The following is a 22,459-nucleotide window of genomic DNA, read 5'->3' on the forward strand; positions in this document are numbered from 1 at the left end:
ACTACTGAAATTATAATATTATTCTTTGTAGCTTTTGTTTTATCATCATATGCTTCATTTGCGTTTTTTAGATGGGTTAACAAAAACAATTAAAACATTTTATTTGTTTTCTAGCTGGATGATGCTAATAAATATTTAAATGTCAAAGGAATTTAAAGAAATTTTTAATGATAATCAATTTGTTTATGAGGTGAGAACATGAAAAAATCAGAAAAGCTTTTACAATTGCAGACTATATTCGAAATAGGAAAAGCAAAGGCTATAACTTTAAGTGAACTTGAAAATATTCTAGAACTAGACAAAAAAAATATGAGCAGAGTTATAAATAATCTTGCATTTAACGGTCTTATAATAAGAAGTATGAAACCAGAAGACAGAAAGTATGTTAAAATAATTTTGACAAATAAAGCAAAAAAAATATATGAGCAAAAAGATCAATTGTCAAAAATAATTGATAATGTTAATGAACCAGTTAAAAAAAATGAATGTTGCTAAAAATTAACAAGCATCTGTTGAATTTATACTATAAAAGTATAAATACATTGATTCCCTTACCTAAAAAAATGGACGCATTATAGTGCGTCTATTTTTTGGTTAAAACTTATAAAAATCTCTGTTAAGTTTAAACAAAATTTAACAGAGATTTTATTTGTATTTAATTTATTTAAATTACTATAAGATTATAAATTGAGTTTTAATTAGTATAATTTAAGTTTTATATAAATAGAGAATAGCTTAGAAATTTTGCTTTTTTAGTAATTAATATTAAAGTGGGTGAGTAAATGAATAAATATGAAATTTTAAAAATAATGTCACAAAGTCCTAGAGAAATAATAATAGAACTTGCACAAAGTATAATGAAAAAAAACGAAATAAAAGTTATAAAAAAACCATGTAAAATAATGGTAATAATAAACAAAAAAGAGTCAGGATATAATTCAAATTATAAGTTAAAAAAGATTCCGGCTTGTGAGGCAGAAGTGGGCTTAGGAGAAGAAAAAGGAATAGCGGTTTTGTCAGGTGATGATTTAGAAAAGGTTTTGGCAATGGCAGTTGTTGATGTAGCCATTAATGCAAAAATACCAGAGAGTAACTATATAATGAAAGAATTAAATGAGATAAAAGCCATGTAAATACAAATTTTAGATGGTTTAACATATAAAAAAATAATGTTAGGAGAAATGTTATGGGCGGAGCAAAACTTATAATTAATGTAGATGTAATAGCTAAAAATAGTATTTTAAAAAATCAAGGCTTAATTATGGAAGATGGAAAGATTAAACATTTATTCCCTATGGAACAAATAGGATTGAATGCTAAAAAAACAAGTATTGGCGAAGTGATTGATGGGGAAGGAGGATATTTGGCTCCAGGATTCATAGATATTCACTCGGATAATTTAGAGTCAGCAGTTCAGCCAAGACCAAATAGTATAATAGATTTTGAAATAGCTTTAATGGAACAGGAAAAACAATTGGCTAACCAGGGAATTACAACTATGTATCATTCGCTGTCTTTTATTGACGAAGGTAGCTCTGTTTTAAGAGAAAAAGAAGCTAGAAAGCCTGATAAAATGAAAGAAATAGTAGAGCTTATTAAAAATCTTGAAAAAACAAATCACTTAATAAGACATAAATTTCATTGTAGATTTGATGTTAGAAATACCTCTGGATATGATGTTCTTATGGACTATATTGAAAAGAATTATTTAGATTTACTATCTTTTATGGATCATACACCAGGTCAGGGACAGTATAAAAATTTAGGTAGATATAAGGAAACTATGAAAAAATATAAAAGTGGTATAGATGATAGAGAAATAGATACGCTTATTAAGGAGAAAATTTCTATTCCAGTTCTAAGTAATGAAAAAATAGAAGATTCTGCAAATATGGCGCGTGAAAAAGGAATACCCATAGCGTCTCATGACGATGACAGTGAAGAAAAACTATTATATGTAAATACTAAACTAAATGCTGTAATAAGCGAATTTCCTATAGAGCTAGATGTTGCAAGAAAGGCAAAAAAAAGAGGTATGCTAACAGTTGCCGGAGCACCAAATGTACTACTTGGAAGATCACATTCAGGTAATGTTTCAGCAACAGAAGCAATTTTAGATGGTTGTATTGATATTTTGTGTTCTGATTATTATCCCCCTGCAATGCTTCATGCAGTTTTTAAACTAAATCGCAATTATAAGATTCCTTTATGGGAAAGCATGAAACTTGTCACAGTAAATCCTGCTAAAGCTCTTGGGATAGAAAAAGATTATGGAACTATTGAAAATGGTAAAAAAGCAGATTTAGTTTTAATTCATATAATAAATGAAAAACCAGCAATAACTAAAGTTTTTATAGATGGTCATTTAGTTTCAGATCTTAATTATAGAAACTTAAATTATGATTCAAAAAATTTAGGTTTGAGAGGAAGTGTTGCCATTGTTTAAATATGAAAACTTAGTGCCAGAAAATTATACAAAAGAGAAAAAGATGCTAACTGAAAAACCAACTATAGCAAAAACTACGTGTATTAAAAAAAGCTATCTAGGAAGATGGACAGAAATTGGAGATTTTAGCAGTATTGTTGAATCAGAAATTGGAGATTTTACGTATCTTGCAGGTCATAACAATGTTATATATTCAAATGTAGGCAAATTTTGTTCAATAGCTTCCCATGTAAGAATAAATCCTGGGAATCACCCTATGTGGAGGGTAACTCAACATCATATGACATATAGGAGATTACAATATGGTTTAGATAATAATGATGATGAGGAATTCTTTGATTGGAGAAGAAGTAAAAAAGTTGAAATAGGTCATGATGTTTGGTTGGGTCATGGAGTTGTTATTATGCCAGGTGTAAAAGTTGGTATTGGGAGTGTAATTGGTTCAGGAGCAGTTGTAACAAAAGATATTCCTGATTATTCAATTGCAGTTGGAGTTCCTGCAAAAGTTATAAAAAAAAGATTTGATGATTTTACTATTAAAAAAATAATAGATTCTAAATGGTGGGAGTGGGAAAAAGAGACCATAGAAAATAAATTTAAAGAGTTAATAGATTTAGATTTATTTTTAAAAAATAATTAAAAGAGGAGGATTATTTTTATGAAAGCTGATTTACATTGTCATTCTTATGTATCAGATGGCTCTTTGAGCACAAAGCAACTTGTTAAACTGGCAGAAAGGGTAGGTATAAATGCTCTTGCAATTTCTGATCATGACACTGTTGAAGGTTTTAAAGAAGCTGCAATAGAATGTGAAAAGCACAATATACTAAACATACCTGCCATAGAAATATCGGCATATGATTATAAAAGGGATAAAAAAGTTCATATATTAGGATATCTTTTAGATAGGCCGGAGGAACTAGGGAATTTTTGCAGACCTATGGTAGAAGAGAGGATAAAGAACTCTAAATGGATGGTTTCAGAGTTAATAAAAAAAGGCTTTCCTTTATCATGGGATTTTGTCAGTGGTTTTGCATACAAAAAAAAGAATGTTTATAAACAGCACATAATGAGAGCATTAATGGAAATAGGTTATTCAAGTTCAATTAAAGGTGAATTATATAATTGGCTTTTTTCAAAACCTAAAGAAAAGTCAGCAGGAGGTATTTTATATAAAGAAATAAATTATGTTGATGCTTTTGAAGCTGTTAGAGAAATAAAAAAGAGTGGAGGACTGGCTGTTTTAGCTCATCCTGCAGGATATAAAAATATAGATATCATTCCTGAACTAATAGATGTTGGGCTAGATGGAGTTGAAGCTTTTCATCCATCTCATACAAAAGCCGAGACAAATCAGTTGATTATGATATCAGGAAAATACGACCTTATTATGACAGGAGGCTCTGACTTTCATGGAATGTATGAAGGGCATACAAGCCCAATGGGGCTTACTGTAGTTGGAGAAGATAGTGTAAATAGTTTATTTAGAAGAAAAGAAAAAGCTGCTTGAAAGCACAATTAGTTTTAAAAGTTCTATCTATATATATTAAGCAAATTTTTGATAAATCTAGATTTCTTAAAAAACTAAGTGTTTGAAATTTAATAATTTATTAACATAACAATAATACAGTTCTAACAGAAGCATAGAAATTGATAGAGAAGGCTTATCCCAAGCTCATGTGTATTTATAACTTACCAAAATTCAACAAAGAAAGCTAGGAACTAAAATGTTATTAACATTAATTACTGGAATTTTAGGGGGATTTGTGGGTCGCAAACTCAGACTACCCGCAGGTTACCTTATGGGGTCACTTTTATCAGTAGCTATATTAAACTCCTTTTTTTATGACTCTGCCATGCCTTCAATTACAACTTTGGCTGTTCAAATATCTGCAGGTGGAGTACTGGGTGCTAACATAAACAAAAATGACATAACAGAACTTAAATCTATAATTTTTCCCTCATTGATGTTGATTGCATGCATGATTATTTTAAACATGCTAATCGGATTTGCTATTTTTAGCTTTTCTAGTTTAGACCTTGCAACATCACTTTTAGCGAGTGCCCCGGGAGGAGTGACTGAAATGTCATTAATTGCTGTTAATTTAGGTGGAAACGCAGCTCTAGTAGCAGTAATTCAGCTAATAAGGTTTATAAGTGTTATGAGTATATCACCATTTGTTCTGGGGAAAATTTGTAACAAAAAATTATCTTCTAATGATTTCATAAAAGATGATAAAAAGTGTGAAGGTTTAGTAGAAGACAAAGAAAATGAATACAGTAAAAAGGAAAGAATTGCAATTACATTAACTGTTTCCATTGTTTTTGGACTTATTGGTTCAATTTTACCAATTCCAGCGGGAGCTCTTACTTTTTCAATGCTCGCGGTGGCTCTAATTAATATAGTTAAAAAAATGGGAAGGGTTTTCAAACATCAAAGGCTTATATGTCAGATATTAGCTGGTACATTAATAGGTAGTAGTTTTTCTTTTTCAGGTTTTTTGCTAAAAAAGGATTTTCTAATTGCTATTTTGGTTCTTATAGTTGGGGTTACAGTTATAAATATTTTTATTGGTATACTTATAAATAAAGTAAGTAAAATTGATTTTCCTACAGCACTTTTTGCGAGTGCTCCTGGGGGGATGTCAGATATGGCATTGATTTCAAAAGAATTTGGAGCAGATCAGACAAAAGTAGTTATTATGCAATTAGTTAGGCTTATAAGTGTTATTGTTCTGTTTCCTAGCATAATAAAGTTTGTATACACACTATTAAGCGTTTAACAGTATTATTGTTTGTACGTTTTTATAAGACAAAATATGTATTGAATTGTTTAGTTTATAGAAAAAACATAAGATAAAGAAACAATTCATGGATTAAATGATTTTGTTAAATAGTTATATTGGGAGGAGTAATGTTTATGAACGAACAAGAAAGAAAAATGTATGATTTTATGTGGGTACTTATAGAAACTGTTGGGAAGAAACTTAAAGTCAAAAGAAATTCAGAAGTGGTTAAAGCTTTTGAGAAAAGTTCCCATTCCGATCTTGTCACAGAGCACGATGTTTATGTAGATAATTTACTTACTTCTGAAATTAAAGATAAATTTCCTTACCATTGCATTTTATCAGAGGAAGGTGGAAACTGTAGAAGTCAGAACAATGAAGGATACAGATGGATTATTGATCCAATTGATGGCACAACAAACTACTTTAGAAATGGGAAAGATTATGCTATTTCCATTGCTTTATATAATATTGACAAGCCTGTTTTTGGACTGGTATATGATTGCTCAAACAATATTATGTATTCAGGAATCCATGGGCAAAAAATTGAAAACGATAATGCTTGTGAGGTTAAAGAACTAAAAAATGCTGTTATTTCTATGAGCTCTAAAACAATCAAATCAATGTTTGAAAAAGGAGTTAATGTAATTGACTTGCTTTCAAAAGCTCAAGCACATAGATATTTAGGTTGTGCTTCTATTGAAATTTGTAAGGTTGCCAATAAAGAATATGATATGTACATATCTACTAATGTGTACGAATGGGATATAGCTGCCGCAAGAATATATCTAGAACAAAGGGGCGGGCATATGGTTACAAAAAAAGCAACTTATTCTAAAGACTTCAACGATAAATTCTTTGTAGCAGCATTCAAATCTAAAAAATTATGGGAAGAGACAAAAACGTTAATAAAATTCGATGAATAAAAATTTTACGCTTTTAGCTTATGTAATGAAACAAATAGTTAAATGTTCAAAGTAATCTTATCCACAGCATTTGTTAAATTCATTATTATAAGTTTAGCTATTGTAAAAATAAGGAGGTTTAATTGTGATGAATTTGATTACTAATGGAATTATAATAACTGAAAATAGTATTTTAGAGGGATTTGATCTTTTAATAAAGGACAGTTATATCCACAAAATAATTAAAAGTGGACAGATTGAAATCAATGAGGATGTAGAAATTATTGACGCTTCTGGTGGGTATGTAGTTCCTGGATTTATAGATATACATTCAGACTTTATAGAACATATGGCTGCTCCTAGGCCTTCATGCCTTATGGATATAGATCTTAGCCTTCGTGAGACTGAAAGAGAACTTGTTTCTCATGGGATAACAACTATGTTTCATTCTTTGTCAATTTATGGAATTGACCACTTTACCCATAACCCCATAAGAAAATCAGAAAATATAAGAAAAATTATTAGTGTAATAGAAAACTCTCATAAGAAAAAACATCTAATAAGACATAGATTCCATGCAAGGTTTGAGGTTGACAGTATAGGAGAAGTAGAAAACTTAAAAGAATATATTTCGTATAAAAAATTGCACATGATTTCTTTTATGGATCATACCCCAGGTCAGGGGCAATATAGAAATATAAGTTTATATAAGGACACATTAAAGGGTTATGGAAACTTAAGTGATGAACAAGTGGATAAAGAAATTCTTAAGCATCAAAGTAAAGAAAAAATAACTATAGAGTGCATGCAAGAAATAGCTGAATTAGCCAGAGAAAACAATATTCCTATTGCTTCTCATGATGATGACACTTATGAAAAGCTTGATTTTATAAAAAGTATTGGAACCAATATAAGCGAATTTCCTACTTCAATTGATATTGCCAAAAGGGCAAATGAGCTGGGGATGTTTACTATAGCAGGAGCTCCAAACGTACTCTTAGGTGGTTCCCATAATGGAAACCTATCAGCACATGAAGCAATTAAGGAAAATTGTATTGATATACTTTGTAGTGATTATTATCCTCCTGGTATGATTCATGCGGTATTTAAAATGCACGAAATATATGGGATAAGTCTTGTAGAAATGATTAAAAAGGTTAGTCTAAATCCTGCTAGAGCTGTAAAAATGGATGATGAAATTGGCTCAATTAAAGAAGGCAAAAAAGCAGACTTATTGATTATTGAAAAATTAGAAGATGAGTTTCCAATAATAACTAAAACGTTTGTAGATGGAACACTTATACATACTACAAATTATAGAGTATAAAACTTTGAAAGAAGGTGTATGATTTGAGTTTTTTTAAATTGGCACAGAGAAGATTTTCTGTGAGAAATTATAAAAAAGATTCAGTGGAAGAAGACAAACTAAGAATAATTTTGGAAGCTGGAAGAATTGCTCCGTCTTCAAAGAATAGTCAACCACAAAAGCTCATTGTGGTGAGTCAGCAAGACGGATTGGATAAAGTCAAAAAGGCTGCCAACGTATTTAATGCACCTATTATTATTATTGTATGTGGTAATTATCAAGATGCATGGATAAGATCATATGATCAAAAATTACTACTTGATATTGATGTTACTATTGTTACAGATCATATGATGTTAACTGCTACCGATCTTGGGTTAGGCACTTTATGGGTATGTAATTTTAATCCTGAAATCATAAGACAAGAGTTTAACTTGCCAGAATATATTGAACCCATAAACCTTTTGGCTTTAGGTTATGCTGATTGTGTGCAATCTTCATCTACAAAACATAACATTCGTAAGTCTATAGAAGAAACAGTATGTTATGAGAAATACAAAGATTAGTGTTAATCAAAGACTTGATAACATTAATTTCTATAGATGCTTTATACTGCTTTTTTACATATGTTTAACGCATCATGGTCTAATATGGTAGAATAATTATCAATTAAGCTAGAAAATACATTGTCCCAGGATTTACTAGATATGTAATTTAAACCTTTAGATATTAAAAAATCACGATATTCCTTATGGTTTAAAAGTAACTCACTTGCGTTAAAAAAATCATTACCATTTCTTGGTTTGCACGTAATTAAGCTAGATTTAATAAGGTTTTTATCTATTACTCCTGCATTTTTACACGCAATAACAGGAAGACCTGAAGCCATTGCCTCTAAAATGACATTTCCAAAAGTTTCAGAAGAAGATGGAAAGAGAAAAATGTCTGATGAAGCATATATTGTAGATAATTCTTTTCCTTTTTTAAATCCAGTCAGAGTAACATTTGGAAATTCATTTTTCTTTAATGATTTATAAAAAGGACCATCTCCTACTATTAAAAAGTGAATTTTATCCATATAGTTAATATTCAATCTTTTTATTGTACTTATTAAAATATCAATGTCTTTTTCTGGAGATAATCTTCCTACATATAAAAATACAGTTTTATCATTCACTCCGAGTTTATTTCTATAATTATTGTTTCTAAATTTAGGATTGTAAATACCTTTATCTATGCCTCGATCCCAGATTTTTAAATTACTAAATCCTTTTTCTTTTAGAAGATTCATTGTTGAATTAGAAGGGCAGAAATTAATAAGGCAATTATTATGAAACCACAATAGATAGTTCCATACAATATTGTATAGAAAATTCATATTAAAGTAGTTAACATATTGGTGAAAATTTGTATGAAACGATGAAACCAATGGTACATTATAAGACTTTGAGTATTTTAAACCACAAAGTCCAATACTAAATGGTGTTGCTACGTGGATAATGTCAGGCTTAAAATTGTTTAGTTCTTTAACAATGGAAAAATAGTTTGGAAGGGGGACTTTAAGTTGAGGGTATAGTAGAAATTTTATTCCTAAAAATCTTTTAATATTGTCATCATAATTATTATCATCGTTGCCTGGTGCGAATACTCTATAATTGAGTTTTTGTTTCTTCATATACTGTGTATATTTTTCAAGAGTTTTAGCAACTCCATTTATTTGTGGTGTATATGTATCTGTAAATAATGCTATTTTCATAATTGTAAACCCTCCAAAAAATTTTTCCACAATTTAAAGTATAATTTATGTTTAATAAGAAAATATTAAATTAATGTAAAAATCAAGTTATATTTATGCAGTTTCTAAAATCAAATCTTTTTTTAGATTTTCACTAGAATTCACAGATATATATTTTAATACTATTGAATAACATACTGTAGTGCATACATCAAGAGCATAAACTAAATCATTAATTAATGATTGAGATCCATTTATATAATTTAAATAGTTTTCGTCAATATATGAATCAATAGTCTCTAAAACGTTGGAATAATAAAAATCCGTCTTTCTGTTTTTAGATTCAAACATTTTCTTAGCACTTTTATTAAAATACAGGATATGCTTAAGTTCATAAGAAAAATGTTTTAAACAATTACCATTATAATAATCAGAATGTGCATAACAAAAATAATCAGCAAGAAAATGAGTTATTATACCAAGTTTCTCAGCAAAAATCCAATTATAATTATCTGTTCTTTTTTTATAAGGAAAAGTTTTTATTTCATTTATAAGATATTTTCTTGACCATTGAGGAAAATGGCTTACATCTTTAGAAAAATCAGGTTTTACACTACCCCGAAAAAGGGAAAAAGAGTGAAGCTTAAAAGGTAAATTATTTTCAATGTAATTTTTTGTTGTTTTAGCTATTAAAAGATGAATATTTATATGCATAAAAAAATCCTCTCTAATAATTTTTATAATCTTATAAGAAAATTATAAGTTTAAAATGCTAAAACAATATTAAATTTAAGATAAATAAAGGTTAAAAACTAAGTTTATTGTTAATTCATTTTTTTACTACAAATTATCTAACAGTAATTTAACATTTATTACAAAGGCTTAACATATCTAAACTTGGCAACAAGTTATAATAATTTATGAAGACATTTTTATGAGATAGGAGGATGGGTTAATATGAAAAGAAGAAAAAGAACAGAAATTTTAATCAATACAAATGAAAATATTGTTAAATTTTTAGCAGAACAAATACTCAATAAATATGAAGTTGTAACTGTTGAAAAACCTGATTATGGAATGGTAATGATGAAAGTACGGGAAACTTCGAAAAAAAGTCTTTTTTATTTAGGTGAAGTTTTAGTTACAGAGTGTAAAGTTCAAATTAAAGGTCATATTGGTATTGGCATAATAAAAGGTCATAAAGATGATATGGCTTTTTATTTGTCTGTAATAGATGCTGCATATAATGCGAAACTTGAAGAAACAAAGGAATTGGAGAAAATTCTTTTACTTGAAGAAACAAAACAGCTTAAAGAATACGAGCAATATAAAAATAGAATTTTAAAAACAAAGGTAAATTTTGAAACTATGAATATTTAAAGGAGTGACAAGAATGATTGATATGGTACATGATATTCAAGCGTCATACAGGAAAGTTGTTGAGTCAATGTCAAGACCAGGTGTGGTGACTAACATTTTTAATGAAGCGAAAAACCTTGACTTTAGTGTAGATTTATATAAACCCACATTAGTTTTAATATTGATGCTTTTTGATACAGAAATAACATTTAAGCTTTATTCAGATGACGAAAATGACAGCATAAAAATAATAAACCAATTAACATATGCTAACTCTGTTCATGAAAGTGAAGCTGACTATATTATAATAGCTGAAAGAAATAATGAGATTAATTTCAGTAAAGCACTAAAAAAAGCAAAACTTGGAGACTCCATTAATCCTCAATCGTCTGCAACTTTAATAGTTGAGGTTAAAAATATAGACTGTACAAAAAAATTAGAATTAAAAGGTCCAGGCATTCTAAATTCAAATTTCGTAAATGTTGAGTGTGACGATGGTTGGGTTGACGTAAGAGATATGAAAAATGCTGAATACCCCACTGGTGTTGATATTATTTTTGTTGACAAGAAAGGCAATCTAGTATGCATTCCTAGAACTACACAAATTCAAAAGGAGGTAGATTAAATTGGGTTATGTGGCTGTAAAGGGAGGAACAAAAGCTATAGAAGAATCAATTAAAATGCTCAAGTATGAAAGAGTTAAAAATAAGAAAATTTTAGATGTAGCAGATATTGAAGGTGGAATGAGGTGCCTTACTGATCAGGTTATGTCAGAAGCTAGCCTTTATAATAAAAAGTTAGCTGCTATATCAATAAAACAAGCAGAAGGAAGTCCGGAAGAAGCGGTGTTTTTAATGAGAGCTTACAGATCAACTTTACAGAGAAAACACTATTCAAAAACAATTAATACTGATTACATGAAAATAGAGAGACGAATATCTGCAAGTTTTAAAGATATATTAGGAGGACAAATACTAGGACCTTGCTATGACTACACACATAGATTAATTGATTTTCAACTTCAAAATGAAACTTTAGAAGAGTGCTTAAAATGGCTCTATATGTTTGAAGAAGAAAAAGATTTAGAGCAGGATAAAATAGACTTAAATATGTTAGGAAGAGTATCAGATTATCTTAGGGTAAAAGGTCTTATTAAGGAAATGAAAATAAATAATGAAGTACCTGATGATATAACAAAAAAAAGCATAAGCTTTCCTTCGAGCAGAAGTCAAAGATTGCAAACACTTTCAAGAGGTCAAACAGGAGCTATTACATCACTTGGCTATGCATCACTTAGAGGATTTGGTTCAGTCCATCCAACAGTTGGTGAACTAAGAGTTGGTAATATTCCAATTTACATTGATAATCCTTTTGGCGAAGAAAAAAATGATGAAGACAGCTATTACATTGGAGAAATAAGAGTTACTGAAGTGGAAACATTAATTCCAAAAGAAAAAGAAAATAACGAGACTGGGAAAAAAGAGTTGGAGTTTGATATTGGATATGGACTATGTTTAGGACAAAATGAAACAAAGGCTATTGCCATGAGTATTTTAGATCAATGTCTGGAAACAGGTGATAAAAGTTATGCGACACATAATGAGGAATTTGTGTTACTACATGTTGATTCGGTTGAAGCTACAGGTTTTATTTCTCACTTAAAGCTTCCGCATTATGTAACTTTTAAATCTAAAATGGATAGCGTGGTAAAATCTAAAAATTCCAATTAATCTAAAATTTTTATATTGAAAAAAGGAGAAAAAGGATATGAAAATGGAATACAATTTTGCTTTTTTTGATGAAGAATCAAAAAGAGAAATCAGAAGAGCAATTTTAAAAGCAATAGCAATACCTGGATATCAAGTTCCTTTTGCATCAAGAGAAATGCCGATAGCCAGAGGATGGGGTACTGGTGGATTGCAAATAACCTTCTCTCTTTTAGGAAAAGAAGATGTTTTAAAGGTTATAGATCAAGGTTCTGATGAATCTGTAAATGCTGTTAATATAAAAAAACTTATTTACAAAACTTCAAATATAAATTTAACAGATAATACATCAGAAGCTACACTAATTCAATCAAGACACAGGATACCAGAAATCCAACTAAATGAAAAACAAATACTCATTCTTCAAGTTCCAATTCCTGAGCCTCTTAGGGCGTATGAGGAAAGTGAGTATCAAACAAAAAAATTACATGCTGAAAAAGAGTATTGTGGAGCCTGGCTGCTTTTATTCGAGCAAATAATGAGATATGGAAATATGACTACAGGAGCAAGTCATCCTGTAATGGTTCATGATAGATATGTTATGGCACCAAGTCCTATTCCTAGATTTGATAACCCTAAATTAAACTATTCAAAGTCTCTTATGTTATTTGGAGCAGGAAGAGAAAAGAAAGTCTATGCAGTCCCACCATATACAAAAGTTATGTCATTGGATTTTGAAGATTACCCTTTTTCTGTAGAGTCATTTGATAATAAAAAATGTAAACTATGTGGTGCACAAGGAGTATTTATGGATGAACTTTTTGATAATGAAACAAAAGAAACATATTATCAATGCAATGATACAAGCCATTGCATAACAAGGCTAAATATTAAAGAAGCAGAAAAAGGAGGAAGTTAAAATGGTTTTTAATGAAGAAAAACCTCTATTAAGGGTTAAAAACCTTAATAAAAACTATGGGAGTGGATGTAATAATTGCCGAGATTTAGATAGTGGAAAACTATTAAAAAACTATTGCCCTAAATGTTCTACAGTTTATGCATGTCAAAATATTTCATTCAATGTATTTGAAGGTGAGATTTTAGGTATTGTTGGAGAAAGTGGCAGCGGTAAATCAACATTGATGAAATGTCTTTATTTTGACGAGGATGTTTCTAGCGGACAATTATTTATGAGTATCTATAAAGACGGTATGGTTAATTTATTCGAGCAATCTTCACAGCAAAAAAGGTATATTAGAAATAATATGATGGGAAAGGTTTATCAAAATCCAATTCTTGGGCTTAGAATGAATTTTAGTTCTATTGGTAATATTGCAGAAAAGCTAATTGGAGCAGGTTGCTTTAATGTTGGCCAAATGGAAAACAGAGGAAAGGAACTTTTGGAACATGTTAACATTCCTGTTTACAGAATGAAAGAAGCGCCGGAGAATTTTTCAGGTGGTATGCAACAAAGAGTTCAAATAGCAAAAGCTCTTTCAAATAATCCCCCTATATTATTATTAGATGAAGTTACAACTGGACTTGATCTTTCAGTTCAGGCAAGTGTTTTAGATTTGATAAAAAAAATACAAAGAGAACTTAATATAAGTATGATTCTTGTTTCTCACGATCTTGCTGTAATAAGAATGCTAGCTGACAGAACAATTGTTATGCTTGAAGGAAAAGTAATAGAATCAGGTCTTACTGATCAAATACTTGAAGATCCACAACATTCGTATACACAGGAATTAGTTTACTCATTGTTGTAAAATAAATGGCGTAATAAAAGCTGAAATATAAAAACTAAAATGTTTTATAATCTTAAATAAATTAAAAGAAGGAGAAGAAAATGATGAATATTTTAAAAGTAAATAATTTGTCAAAGGAATTTAAATTGTTTAATTCAAATAATAAAATAAAAGCAATAGATAATATAAATTTAGAAATAAACGAAGGGGAATTTATTGGTATAACAGGAAAAAGTGGCAGTGGAAAGTCTACAATTCTAAAATGCATTTATTCAACATATTTTCCTTATGAAGGCGAGATATGGTACAATTCAAAAAAATATGGTTTTATTAATTTAGCTTTTGCTAAAGAAAGGCAGATAATATATTTAAGGAAAAAAGAAATAGGCTACGTATCACAGTTTTTAAATCTTATGCCAAGAACAACAGCAATAGAAAGTGTGATGACATCTGTAAAAGAAATGGGATGTGATAATACTGTGGCTAAATTGAGGGCGGAGACTATATTAGAACACTTTGAACTTGACAAAAACCTTTGGGAAAGTTACCCCAATACTTTTTCTGGAGGTGAAAAACTTAGGTTAAACATAGCTAGAGCTATGGTAAAACAACCAAGGTTATTGCTTTTAGATGAACCAACAGCAAGTCTTGACAATGCATCAAAGATAAAAGTAAAAAGTCTTATTAAAAGCTTAATGAGTAAAGGAACTACAATGATTGGTATCTTTCATGATATTGAATTCATGAAAGATTTATGTACCAAAGAGTATAAAATTAATGAAGGAAAAATAATTGGCCAACAAATTGATATGAGATTTAATAAAAAAATAACAGGTTTTTAACAAAGGCTTAAAAAATTTTTAATGTTAATAATTAATAATTATATTAATAATGTATTATAAGAAAACAATACCGTCTATTGTAGACGGTATTGTTTTGTCTTAAATTTAAATATTTTATAAATAAGAGGTGTAAAATGAATACCGAAAAAGATATTATTGATTTTATAATAAACAACATAGTAACTGGAAAATACAAAGAGGGAGACAAACTCCCTTCAGAGAATGAAATTGCTAATCATTTTTCTGTTACAAGAATTGTTGTGAGAAAAGCATATGAAAGATTAAATGAAATGGGATATATAAATTCCATAAAAGGGAAAGGAACATTTTTAAAAGAAAGAAAAAAGAAAATTCATCTTATATTATCTGGGAATCAAAGTTTTACTAAAAAAATGAATGATAACAACTACAATTTATATTCCAAAAATGTTTTTTGCAAAAAAATAAACTACAATGAAAAAATTTATAAAATTCTAAAGGCTGATGATTTTGAGCAAATTTATAAAATTGGAAGATTAAGAATTGTAGATGATAGACCTGTTGCACTGCATATTTCTTATGTTAAAAAATCTACTTTTAATGATATAGATTCAGAAGGAATGAAAATACTTTCAATGTTTGAATACTATAAAAGTAAAGGATTTAATGAGTTTAATTCAAAACAGAGTGTTTTAAGTGTATCATTTCCCACAAAATTAGAGAGAGAACTATTAAATTGTTCGGGGTTTGTTCCTATTTTAGTTATAAAATCAGGATGCTACGATAAAGAAACAAATAAAATATTAGAGTTTTCTAAAATTATTTACAGAAGTGATTGTTTTCAATATTTAATAAGCAAATAGAGTACTTGTTAAATGTATTTTAAATTAACCTACATTTAACATCGCATTAATCTTTCTAAAACAAAAAATATATATAATTGTCTTAGAAAAATAAATTTTAATATATACTTCCCCCATAAATATGTATAGCAAAATAAAGACACTGGTTGTTGTGTCTTTATTTTTGCCAATTCTCAAAGATGTGCATATTATAACAATTTATGCAAAAATCATTTCTTTAACATACCTTTAATTATCTTTTAACATCAATTTGATGACTAATAATTCTATTAATATTAAAATAGTCTTGTAAATAAAAATCATTATTTAAAAGGAGATGTAAAAAATGAAACCAATGATATTAAAAATGAAAAACATTTCACCAATCAGAAAAAACTTACTTTATTTTGGTGCGATAACAATTATTCTTTTAACATTAACATTTGTAACAGGTTGCGCATCAGGAAACACAACAAGTGATACAGAAACTACCAGTCAGAATAATGAAGTTGAACAACCATCAAATGAAGTACCATCAAGTAATGAGAATGATACACAAGAACAAGATGATAAAGAAGGATGGCCTGAAGTTGTACGTTTTGCTTTGCTTCCTACAGAAGATATGGAAATGCTAGGTAGAACATATGAACCATTTATTAATTACCTTGAAGCAAGATTGGATAGACCTGTTGAACTTAATCACCCTACAGATTATACAGCAACTGTTGAAGCAATGAGAGGAAAGCATGTAGAAATATCTACTTTTGGACCATTTTCTTTTGTTTTAGCTTATCAAAGGGCTGGAGCTGTACCTGTAGCCGTACGTTTATCAACACCAGAAGATGATCCTACATATGAATCTTTTATAATAACAAGAAAAGATACAGGAATTGAAAAACTTGAAGATTTAAAAGGAAAGAATTTTGCCTTTGCAGATCCTGCTTCAACCTCAGGTCATCTTTTTCCTAAAGCTCATATTATGAATGAGATGGGTTTAAGTCTTGATGAAATTGATTCATGGTTTGGTAATACGACTTTCTCAGGAGGACATGAAGCATCATTTCTTTCAGTACTAAATGGTGACGTAGATGCGGCAGCTATTTATGACAGGTCATTTGACAGATTTGCTGAAAGAAATCAAGATCATCCTAATATAGACGATATGATTATAATAGATAGGGGTAATCCTATACCCAACTCACCTTTTACTGTAAGAGGAGATTTACCAGAGTCTTTTCAGAAAGCTGTTCAAGATGCCATGCTTGATATGCTTGATGAGAAGGAAAATTATCCTGGATTAGCAGAATTCATGGAAGAAATAAATGCTCTTGGGGGATATTTTGCAGCAGATATAGACGCCTATCAAATTGTTATAGATACAGCAGAGCGTTTAGAAATGCAATAAAAAATTATTATGTGGGAGAGTAATATGAGAGAAATAATTTTAAAAATAAATGAATTATCAAAAGTGTATCCTGATGGTACAAAAGCTCTAAATTCAGTTAGTACCGAGTTTATAAAAGGTGAGTTCGTATCTATTATAGGGCCTAGTGGAGCTGGTAAAAGTTCATTTATTCGCTGTATTAATAGACTTGTAGAGCCTAGTGGTGGAAGTATAATTTTTCACAATCAGGATGTGGTAAAAGCTGGGTCAAAGGATTTGAGAAAATTAAGACGCAGGATAGGGATGATTTTTCAGGGGCATAATTTGGTAAAACGATCTGAAACTTTAAGAAATGTGTTGCACGGAAAATTAGGTTATATGAGTAGCATAAAAGGTGGCTTGGGGCTTTTTTCTAAAAAAAACATTGAAGAGGCTATTAAGCTATTAGAAAGAGTAGGATTGCAAGAACAAGCATTTAAAAGAGCTGATGAATTAAGCGGGGGACAGCAGCAACGTGTTGGAATTGCCAGAGCCATTGCACAAAATCCATCTATAATTATGGCTGATGAGCCTATTGCTAGTTTAGATCCTCAATCCTCAGATAAAGTCATGAAATACTTTAAAACTGTATGTCATGAAGATAAAATAACTGCTATTGTTAATCTTCATCAAGTTGACTTTGCTAAAAAATTTTCAGATAGAATTATAGGCTTAAAAAAAGGTGTTTTGGTGTTTAATGGAACACCAGCCGAGCTAAATGATGAAGAATTACACAAAATATACAATTAGCAAAAGAGGGGTGCAAAATGGCAACAAAAGTAATTGAAAAAACAAGTGACACATATAGCCAAGCTAACAATATAGATATGTCACATGAATTATATTTATCATATCAAAAAAATAAAAAAAACAAGATGTATCACATGTTTACTATATGGGGATTTGGTTTATTTATATTTATATGGTCTTGGCTTGGTACAGACTTCAACGTACAATCTATTTTGGTTAGTTCAAAAAGTATTTTTAGCTTTATTTATGAAGACTTAATTCCTCCTGATTTAACGGTTTTTAGCTCCATGATAAATCCTACTTTAGATACTATATACATGAGTATTGTTGGAGTAGTTATTACAATAATGTTTTCTATGATACTGGCTATTTTAGGTGCAAAGACTACAACACCAAATTATATTATAGGACAAGTGGCTACATCTCTGGTAAGTTTTATCAGAGCAATGCCATCCATTATTATAGCTATTTTTTTGGTTGCAGCTTTTGGTCTAGGTGTTTTTTCAGGAGCATTAGCATTAGGTGTCTCAGGTATCGGTATGTTAGGTAAAGCATATATAGCCGCATTAGAAGAAATTGATAAAGGACAAATAGAGGCATTAAAATCGGTGGGGGCTAAATGGTTTCATATAATTGGCCAAGGTGTAATGCCTCAATTTAAGCCCACATTTATAGGGTGGTCCTTATTTCAGTTTGATCTAAACATAAGAGACTCAGCAATTTTAGGGATGATAGGTGCAGGTGGATTAGGATTGGCTTTGATGGGAAATATTAGACTATTTCAATATCAACAAGCTTCTACAGCTATTCTGACTATTTTTGTGCTAATTATTATTGTGGAATATATAACCTCAAGGCTAAGGAGGAAATTATTGTGAAATCATTAAAATTTTTAAGTAGTCTATTTTCAAAAAAGAATTCCACAAAACTTTTATTAGTCATTATGTCTATACTATTTATATACAGTTTTTTGCAATTAGGCTTTACGTGGAAAAGGCTTATTGAAAGTTATGAAAGAGGCTCATTTATGCTGCAAAGAATGTTACCCCCAGTTATTACAGATTTAAATGCTTTAATTGCTGCGGGAATTGAGTCGATACAAGTAGCAGTTATAGGAACTTTTTTAGGTGTCTTGTTCTCTATTACACTAGCAATTTTTGCAGCTTCGAACACATCTCCACACTTTACGATATCATATTTAATAAAAGCATTTGCAGTTTTTGTTAGAGCTATACCTGCCTTAATATGGGCTATTATGTTTATAGTGGCAGTAGGTTTTGGTCCAAGTGCTGGAATTATGGCACTTGCTATTAATAGCATTGGTATGTTATTAAAAGTTTATGCAGAATCAATTGAAGAAATAGATAAGGGAGTAATAGAAGCTATTAGAGCAACAGGAGCATCATCTTTTCAAGTTTTTATGCAAGGTATTTTGCCAGAAGTATCAAAAATATTCATATCATGGTCTGTATTTAGGCTTGATATAAATATTAGATATGCAGCTATTCTTGGAGTTGTAGGAGCTGGAGGGATTGGTCAGGAATTAAGCAGATATACAAGATCTTCTAATTACGATCAGGCATTAGGCGTTACAATTATTATTTTTATAATAATTGTTGCAGTAGAAAAAATAACTGCCTACATAAAAAAACAATTAGATTTGCCAACTACAGCTGTTAGTGGTACAAAAGAGAATTAATTTAAATATTTAGATTTAGGCAATTTGCAAGGAGGAAAACATGGATAAAAAAATATATAAAAAATACTGGACTAGACTACCATTGGACAGGGTAAGAAATACAAGGGATCTTGGAGGATATTTAACAGATAAAGGATATCAGACGAAATGGAAATCTTTTATACGTTCAGAGGATATATATGATTTCACAAAAGGCGAGTTAATATTTTTGGAGAATTATGGGATTAAAACAGTAATAGACCTTAGGTCTATTACTGAAAAAAACTTAGCACCAAATCCTATAAAAAATATTAAAAATTTCGACTATTATCATATTCCTTTTGATTTAGAACAATTATATTCAATGGAACAAACAACCAATGCTTTAGAAAGTTTCTATACATATTTATTAAGACAGTATACCAAGATGGCATCAATTTTTCGAATAATACTTACAGCAAAGCCAGGGGGCATATTGTTCCATTGTAAAGTAGGAAAAGATCGAACAGGAGTTATATCTATGTTGCTTTTGGCTATTGCAGGTGTTTCTAAAGAAGATATATACGCAAATTATGAAATTTCTAATACTTATCTTAAAGAAGCTTATACTCCAGCAGGTAGAATTATAAAAAAGAATGAAGTGCCACTAGCATTGTCAGACAAAAAACTTATTGAATACGCGTACTACTTCATTCTTGATACATTTGGAAGTATTGAAAAATATTTTATTCATCTAGGTTTGTCTATTGAAGAAATACAATTATTAAAATATAAAATTGTTGAATTTGAATCAAGTGAAAATGTATCATAATATAGAGTGAACTCTAACCACTTTTTTTAACTATTTTAAATTTAAAACTCTAAAAAGGAGAGGTTTTTATATGAAATTAGCAGTAATAGGAGACATACATAGTAATTTATTAGCACTAAGAAGTGCTGTAAGAGATATAAAAAAGAAAAAAGTAGACTTTATTATTTGCACAGGTGACAATGTAGGATATTCACCCTTTCCAAATGAAGTTATAAAGTTTTTAAAAAGTAAAAATATAATATCAATTCAGGGAAACTATGATAAAGCAATAGGTAATAGAGAACCAGTATGTGGCTGTGACTATAAAGAAGAAAGGTTGATTGAATTAGGTGCTATTTCACTTGAATACACTAATAAAGTAATAACCGAATCAAATAGAGAATACTTAAGGAACTTACCGGAAAATTTTAAACTTAAATGCGGAGAATATAATATTTTAGTTGTCCATGGTAGTCCCAAAAAAATAAACCAGTCTTTAAAGGAAGACTCACCATTAATTGAAAAGGTTTTAGAGGAAATACCTGAAAATATATTAATTGTAGGTCATACACATATTCCATTTATTAAAAGAGTAAGAAACAAATACATTTTAAATCCTGGGTCAATAGGTAAGCCAGCTACAGAGGATCCTAACCCAACGTATTTAATCCTTAACATTACAAAAGATAGTGTTGAAGTATCAATAAACAAAGTTAGTTATGATTATGAAAGGGCAGCACAGGCAATAATAGAAAACAATTTTTTACCAGACGAGTTTGCATATATGATTAACAAAAAAACTGATAATAAATCCTATTCTATGACAAATCAAGCATAAAAATATGGACGTATCTTGTGCATTAACAAATCAACCTACGCTAAATTTGAAAGGAATTTTAAGTATGTTAGAATTTATAATAGAAACTATAACTTATGTTATTAAAACAATATCAAATAATTTTCTTGTTTTATTAATAGGTATATTAATCGCTTCTACGATAAGCGTGCATTTAAATGCAGAAAAAATAAGAAATTATCTTTTAAAAAGATCAAAAGTATCTGTTCCTGGTGCTGTTGCCTTTGGAGCTTTTACTCCATTTTGTGCATGTGGAACTATGGCTGTAATTGTTTCTCTTCTAGCTGCAACGATACCATGGGGAGCTACTATGGCTTTTTTAACAGCATCACCTATTATGAGTCCAGATTTATTTATTATGATGTCTGGTGTTGTAAGTTTAAATTTTGCAGTTGCCTTAGCCATTTCAGCGGTTACAATTGGAGCCTTATCAGGTTATTTATCGCAGATAATTGAAAAAAACACTAATTATTTAAACAATCAGATAAGATATAAAAAGAATACAGTAAAAAAAGGTTGTGGATGTAGTGAAAAAAATGTTAAAGAAAAAACTAATAACAAATGTAATAGCAAAGAGCAAAAGAATACGCAAACAACCTGTGGTTGCAGTGATGAGAATTTAAAGAAGTCAAGTGATTCATGTTGTGATTCAAAAAGAAGTAATGAAAAGTCTAAAGAATTTTGGCAAAAGCTTAAAATTAGAGAAGTTTTAAAAACAGTTATAAACTTAGGAATAAAAAGAGTTCTGTTTTTTTTCTCAATATTTGCAGCTATAAGCTATATAATAAACAGTTTTGTTCCACAGGAAATAATATTTAATTTATTTAATTCAAGCAATTTATTTGCGGTGCCAATTGCATCAATTATTGGAATGCCATTATACGTTAGTGGATCTTCTTCGCTTCCGTTAATCAATTCGTTGATGGAATCAGGGGCAAGCCAGGTGCACTTTTAGCATTTATTATCACAGGTTCAGGAACTAGTGCAGGTGTTATGGCTGGTATAGCAACAATTATAAAAACAAAGGCTATAATACTATATTCAGGATTTATACTCGCAGGAAGCATAATTATGGGATATTTATATAATTTAATATTGTTATAATTAAGTGATAAAAGATTAATTAACAGTTTTTTAACATCACTCTAATACTGCTTTAATTTTTTAAATTTATAATTATAAATGTAATATAAAAATTATAAATTTAAAATGTACTCCCAAAACTTTTAATTTTATAATTAATTTTTTTAAAATTACAGTTGTAAAAACTGTTTATATAGAATTATACATAGTGTAAATTCTAGTTTT

The 22,459-nt window shown here is 29.5% G+C and carries 25 protein-coding genes; 23 read left to right on the forward strand and 2 right to left on the reverse strand.

Annotation, left to right across the window (positions count from 1 at the left end):
• Positions 1–198: 198 nt before the first annotated feature.
• From RBH29_RS09910 to RBH29_RS09950, 9 genes are all read left to right on the forward strand, one after another.
• Entirely contained in the window at positions 199–495 is a 297-nt protein-coding gene (locus RBH29_RS09910; RefSeq protein ID WP_306696657.1) for a MarR family winged helix-turn-helix transcriptional regulator, read from the forward strand.
• A gap of 287 nt (positions 496–782) precedes the next feature.
• Positions 783–1,133 (forward strand): phosphonate C-P lyase system protein PhnG, encoded by a 351-nt coding sequence (locus tag RBH29_RS09915; protein ID WP_306696658.1) that lies wholly within the window; start codon positions 783–785, stop codon positions 1,131–1,133.
• 53 nt (positions 1,134–1,186) lie between these two features.
• Positions 1,187–2,446 carry an alpha-D-ribose 1-methylphosphonate 5-triphosphate diphosphatase gene (locus RBH29_RS09920; RefSeq protein ID WP_306696659.1) on the forward strand — a complete coding sequence of 420 codons (1,260 nt, stop codon included), beginning with the start codon at positions 1,187–1,189 and terminating at the stop codon, positions 2,444–2,446.
• A complete protein-coding gene (locus RBH29_RS09925; RefSeq protein ID WP_306696660.1) occupies positions 2,439–3,086 on the forward strand; it encodes an LbetaH domain-containing protein in 648 nt (215 codons plus the stop codon). Before RBH29_RS09920 ends, RBH29_RS09925 begins: the two co-directional genes overlap by 8 nt.
• Before the next feature lie 18 nt (positions 3,087–3,104).
• On the forward strand, positions 3,105–3,956 hold the full coding sequence (locus RBH29_RS09930; protein WP_306696661.1) for a PHP domain-containing protein: 852 nt from the start codon (positions 3,105–3,107) through the stop codon (positions 3,954–3,956).
• 217 nt (positions 3,957–4,173) lie between these two features.
• A complete protein-coding gene (locus RBH29_RS09935) occupies positions 4,174–5,229 on the forward strand; it encodes an AbrB family transcriptional regulator (protein ID WP_306696662.1) in 1,056 nt (351 codons plus the stop codon).
• A gap of 137 nt (positions 5,230–5,366) precedes the next feature.
• Positions 5,367–6,158 carry an inositol monophosphatase family protein gene (locus RBH29_RS09940; RefSeq protein ID WP_306696663.1) on the forward strand — a complete coding sequence of 264 codons (792 nt, stop codon included), beginning with the start codon at positions 5,367–5,369 and terminating at the stop codon, positions 6,156–6,158.
• Between the two features lie 127 nt (positions 6,159–6,285).
• A complete protein-coding gene (phnM, locus tag RBH29_RS09945) occupies positions 6,286–7,464 on the forward strand; it encodes a phosphonate metabolism protein PhnM (RefSeq protein ID WP_306696689.1) in 1,179 nt (392 codons plus the stop codon).
• Between the two features lie 23 nt (positions 7,465–7,487).
• Entirely contained in the window at positions 7,488–8,009 is a 522-nt protein-coding gene (locus RBH29_RS09950; RefSeq protein ID WP_306696664.1) for a nitroreductase family protein, read from the forward strand.
• A 41-nt stretch (positions 8,010–8,050) separates the two neighbouring features.
• Here RBH29_RS09950 and RBH29_RS09955 read toward each other — a convergent pair whose 3' ends face one another.
• Together RBH29_RS09955 and RBH29_RS09960 are read right to left on the reverse strand one after the other, a co-directional pair.
• On the reverse strand, positions 8,051–9,199 hold the full coding sequence (locus tag RBH29_RS09955) for a glycosyltransferase family 4 protein (protein WP_306696665.1): 1,149 nt from the start codon (positions 9,197–9,199) through the stop codon (positions 8,051–8,053).
• Positions 9,200–9,292: 93 nt separating this feature from the next.
• Entirely contained in the window at positions 9,293–9,892 is a 600-nt protein-coding gene (locus tag RBH29_RS09960; protein ID WP_306696666.1) for a zinc dependent phospholipase C family protein, read from the reverse strand.
• 243 nt (positions 9,893–10,135) lie between these two features.
• Here RBH29_RS09960 and phnG point away from each other — a divergent pair, with 243 nt between their 5' ends.
• The 14 genes from phnG to RBH29_RS10030 all read left to right on the forward strand — a co-directional run bounded on the left by phnG (position 10,136) and on the right by RBH29_RS10030 (position 22,106).
• Complete coding sequence (gene phnG / locus RBH29_RS09965) at positions 10,136–10,558, forward strand: phosphonate C-P lyase system protein PhnG (protein ID WP_306696667.1); 423 nt, start codon at positions 10,136–10,138, stop codon at positions 10,556–10,558.
• A 13-nt stretch (positions 10,559–10,571) separates the two neighbouring features.
• A complete protein-coding gene (gene phnH / locus RBH29_RS09970; protein WP_306696668.1) occupies positions 10,572–11,162 on the forward strand; it encodes a phosphonate C-P lyase system protein PhnH in 591 nt (196 codons plus the stop codon).
• A 1-nt stretch (position 11,163) separates the two neighbouring features.
• Complete coding sequence (locus RBH29_RS09975; RefSeq protein ID WP_373463318.1) at positions 11,164–12,267, forward strand: carbon-phosphorus lyase complex subunit PhnI; 1,104 nt, start codon at positions 11,164–11,166, stop codon at positions 12,265–12,267.
• A gap of 37 nt (positions 12,268–12,304) precedes the next feature.
• On the forward strand, positions 12,305–13,162 hold the full coding sequence (locus RBH29_RS09980; protein WP_306696669.1) for an alpha-D-ribose 1-methylphosphonate 5-phosphate C-P-lyase PhnJ: 858 nt from the start codon (positions 12,305–12,307) through the stop codon (positions 13,160–13,162).
• A 1-nt stretch (position 13,163) separates the two neighbouring features.
• A complete protein-coding gene (locus tag RBH29_RS09985; RefSeq protein WP_306696670.1) occupies positions 13,164–14,012 on the forward strand; it encodes an ATP-binding cassette domain-containing protein in 849 nt (282 codons plus the stop codon).
• Between the two features lie 80 nt (positions 14,013–14,092).
• Positions 14,093–14,833: a phosphonate C-P lyase system protein PhnL gene (locus RBH29_RS09990; RefSeq protein ID WP_306696671.1), complete on the forward strand. Its 741-nt coding sequence runs from the start codon at positions 14,093–14,095 to the stop codon at positions 14,831–14,833.
• 134 nt (positions 14,834–14,967) lie between these two features.
• Positions 14,968–15,675, forward strand: a complete 708-nt coding sequence (locus RBH29_RS09995; RefSeq protein WP_306696672.1) for a GntR family transcriptional regulator — start codon at positions 14,968–14,970, stop codon at positions 15,673–15,675.
• Positions 15,676–16,000: 325 nt separating this feature from the next.
• On the forward strand, positions 16,001–17,059 hold the full coding sequence (locus RBH29_RS10000) for a phosphate/phosphite/phosphonate ABC transporter substrate-binding protein (protein ID WP_306696673.1): 1,059 nt from the start codon (positions 16,001–16,003) through the stop codon (positions 17,057–17,059).
• Between the two features lie 24 nt (positions 17,060–17,083).
• A complete protein-coding gene (gene phnC / locus RBH29_RS10005) occupies positions 17,084–17,827 on the forward strand; it encodes a phosphonate ABC transporter ATP-binding protein (protein ID WP_306696674.1) in 744 nt (247 codons plus the stop codon).
• 17 nt (positions 17,828–17,844) lie between these two features.
• Positions 17,845–18,705: a phosphonate ABC transporter, permease protein PhnE gene (phnE, locus tag RBH29_RS10010; protein ID WP_306696675.1), complete on the forward strand. Its 861-nt coding sequence runs from the start codon at positions 17,845–17,847 to the stop codon at positions 18,703–18,705.
• On the forward strand, positions 18,702–19,526 hold the full coding sequence (gene phnE, locus RBH29_RS10015) for a phosphonate ABC transporter, permease protein PhnE (protein ID WP_306696676.1): 825 nt from the start codon (positions 18,702–18,704) through the stop codon (positions 19,524–19,526). The genes phnE (RBH29_RS10010) and phnE (RBH29_RS10015) overlap by 4 nt, the downstream gene beginning before the upstream one ends.
• A gap of 40 nt (positions 19,527–19,566) precedes the next feature.
• The gene (locus RBH29_RS10020) at positions 19,567–20,316 is read left to right on the forward strand and encodes a tyrosine-protein phosphatase (RefSeq protein WP_306696677.1); all 750 of its coding nucleotides are present in this window, start codon (positions 19,567–19,569) and stop codon (positions 20,314–20,316) included.
• Between the two features lie 70 nt (positions 20,317–20,386).
• Positions 20,387–21,133: a metallophosphoesterase family protein gene (locus RBH29_RS10025; protein WP_306696678.1), complete on the forward strand. Its 747-nt coding sequence runs from the start codon at positions 20,387–20,389 to the stop codon at positions 21,131–21,133.
• Between the two features lie 4 nt (positions 21,134–21,137).
• Entirely contained in the window at positions 21,138–22,106 is a 969-nt protein-coding gene (locus RBH29_RS10030) for a permease (protein ID WP_306696679.1), read from the forward strand.
• Positions 22,107–22,459 lie beyond the last annotated feature (353 nt).

Source organism: Herbivorax alkaliphila, from assembly GCF_030848475.1.
Lineage (GTDB): Bacteria > Bacillota > Clostridia > Acetivibrionales > Acetivibrionaceae > Herbivorax.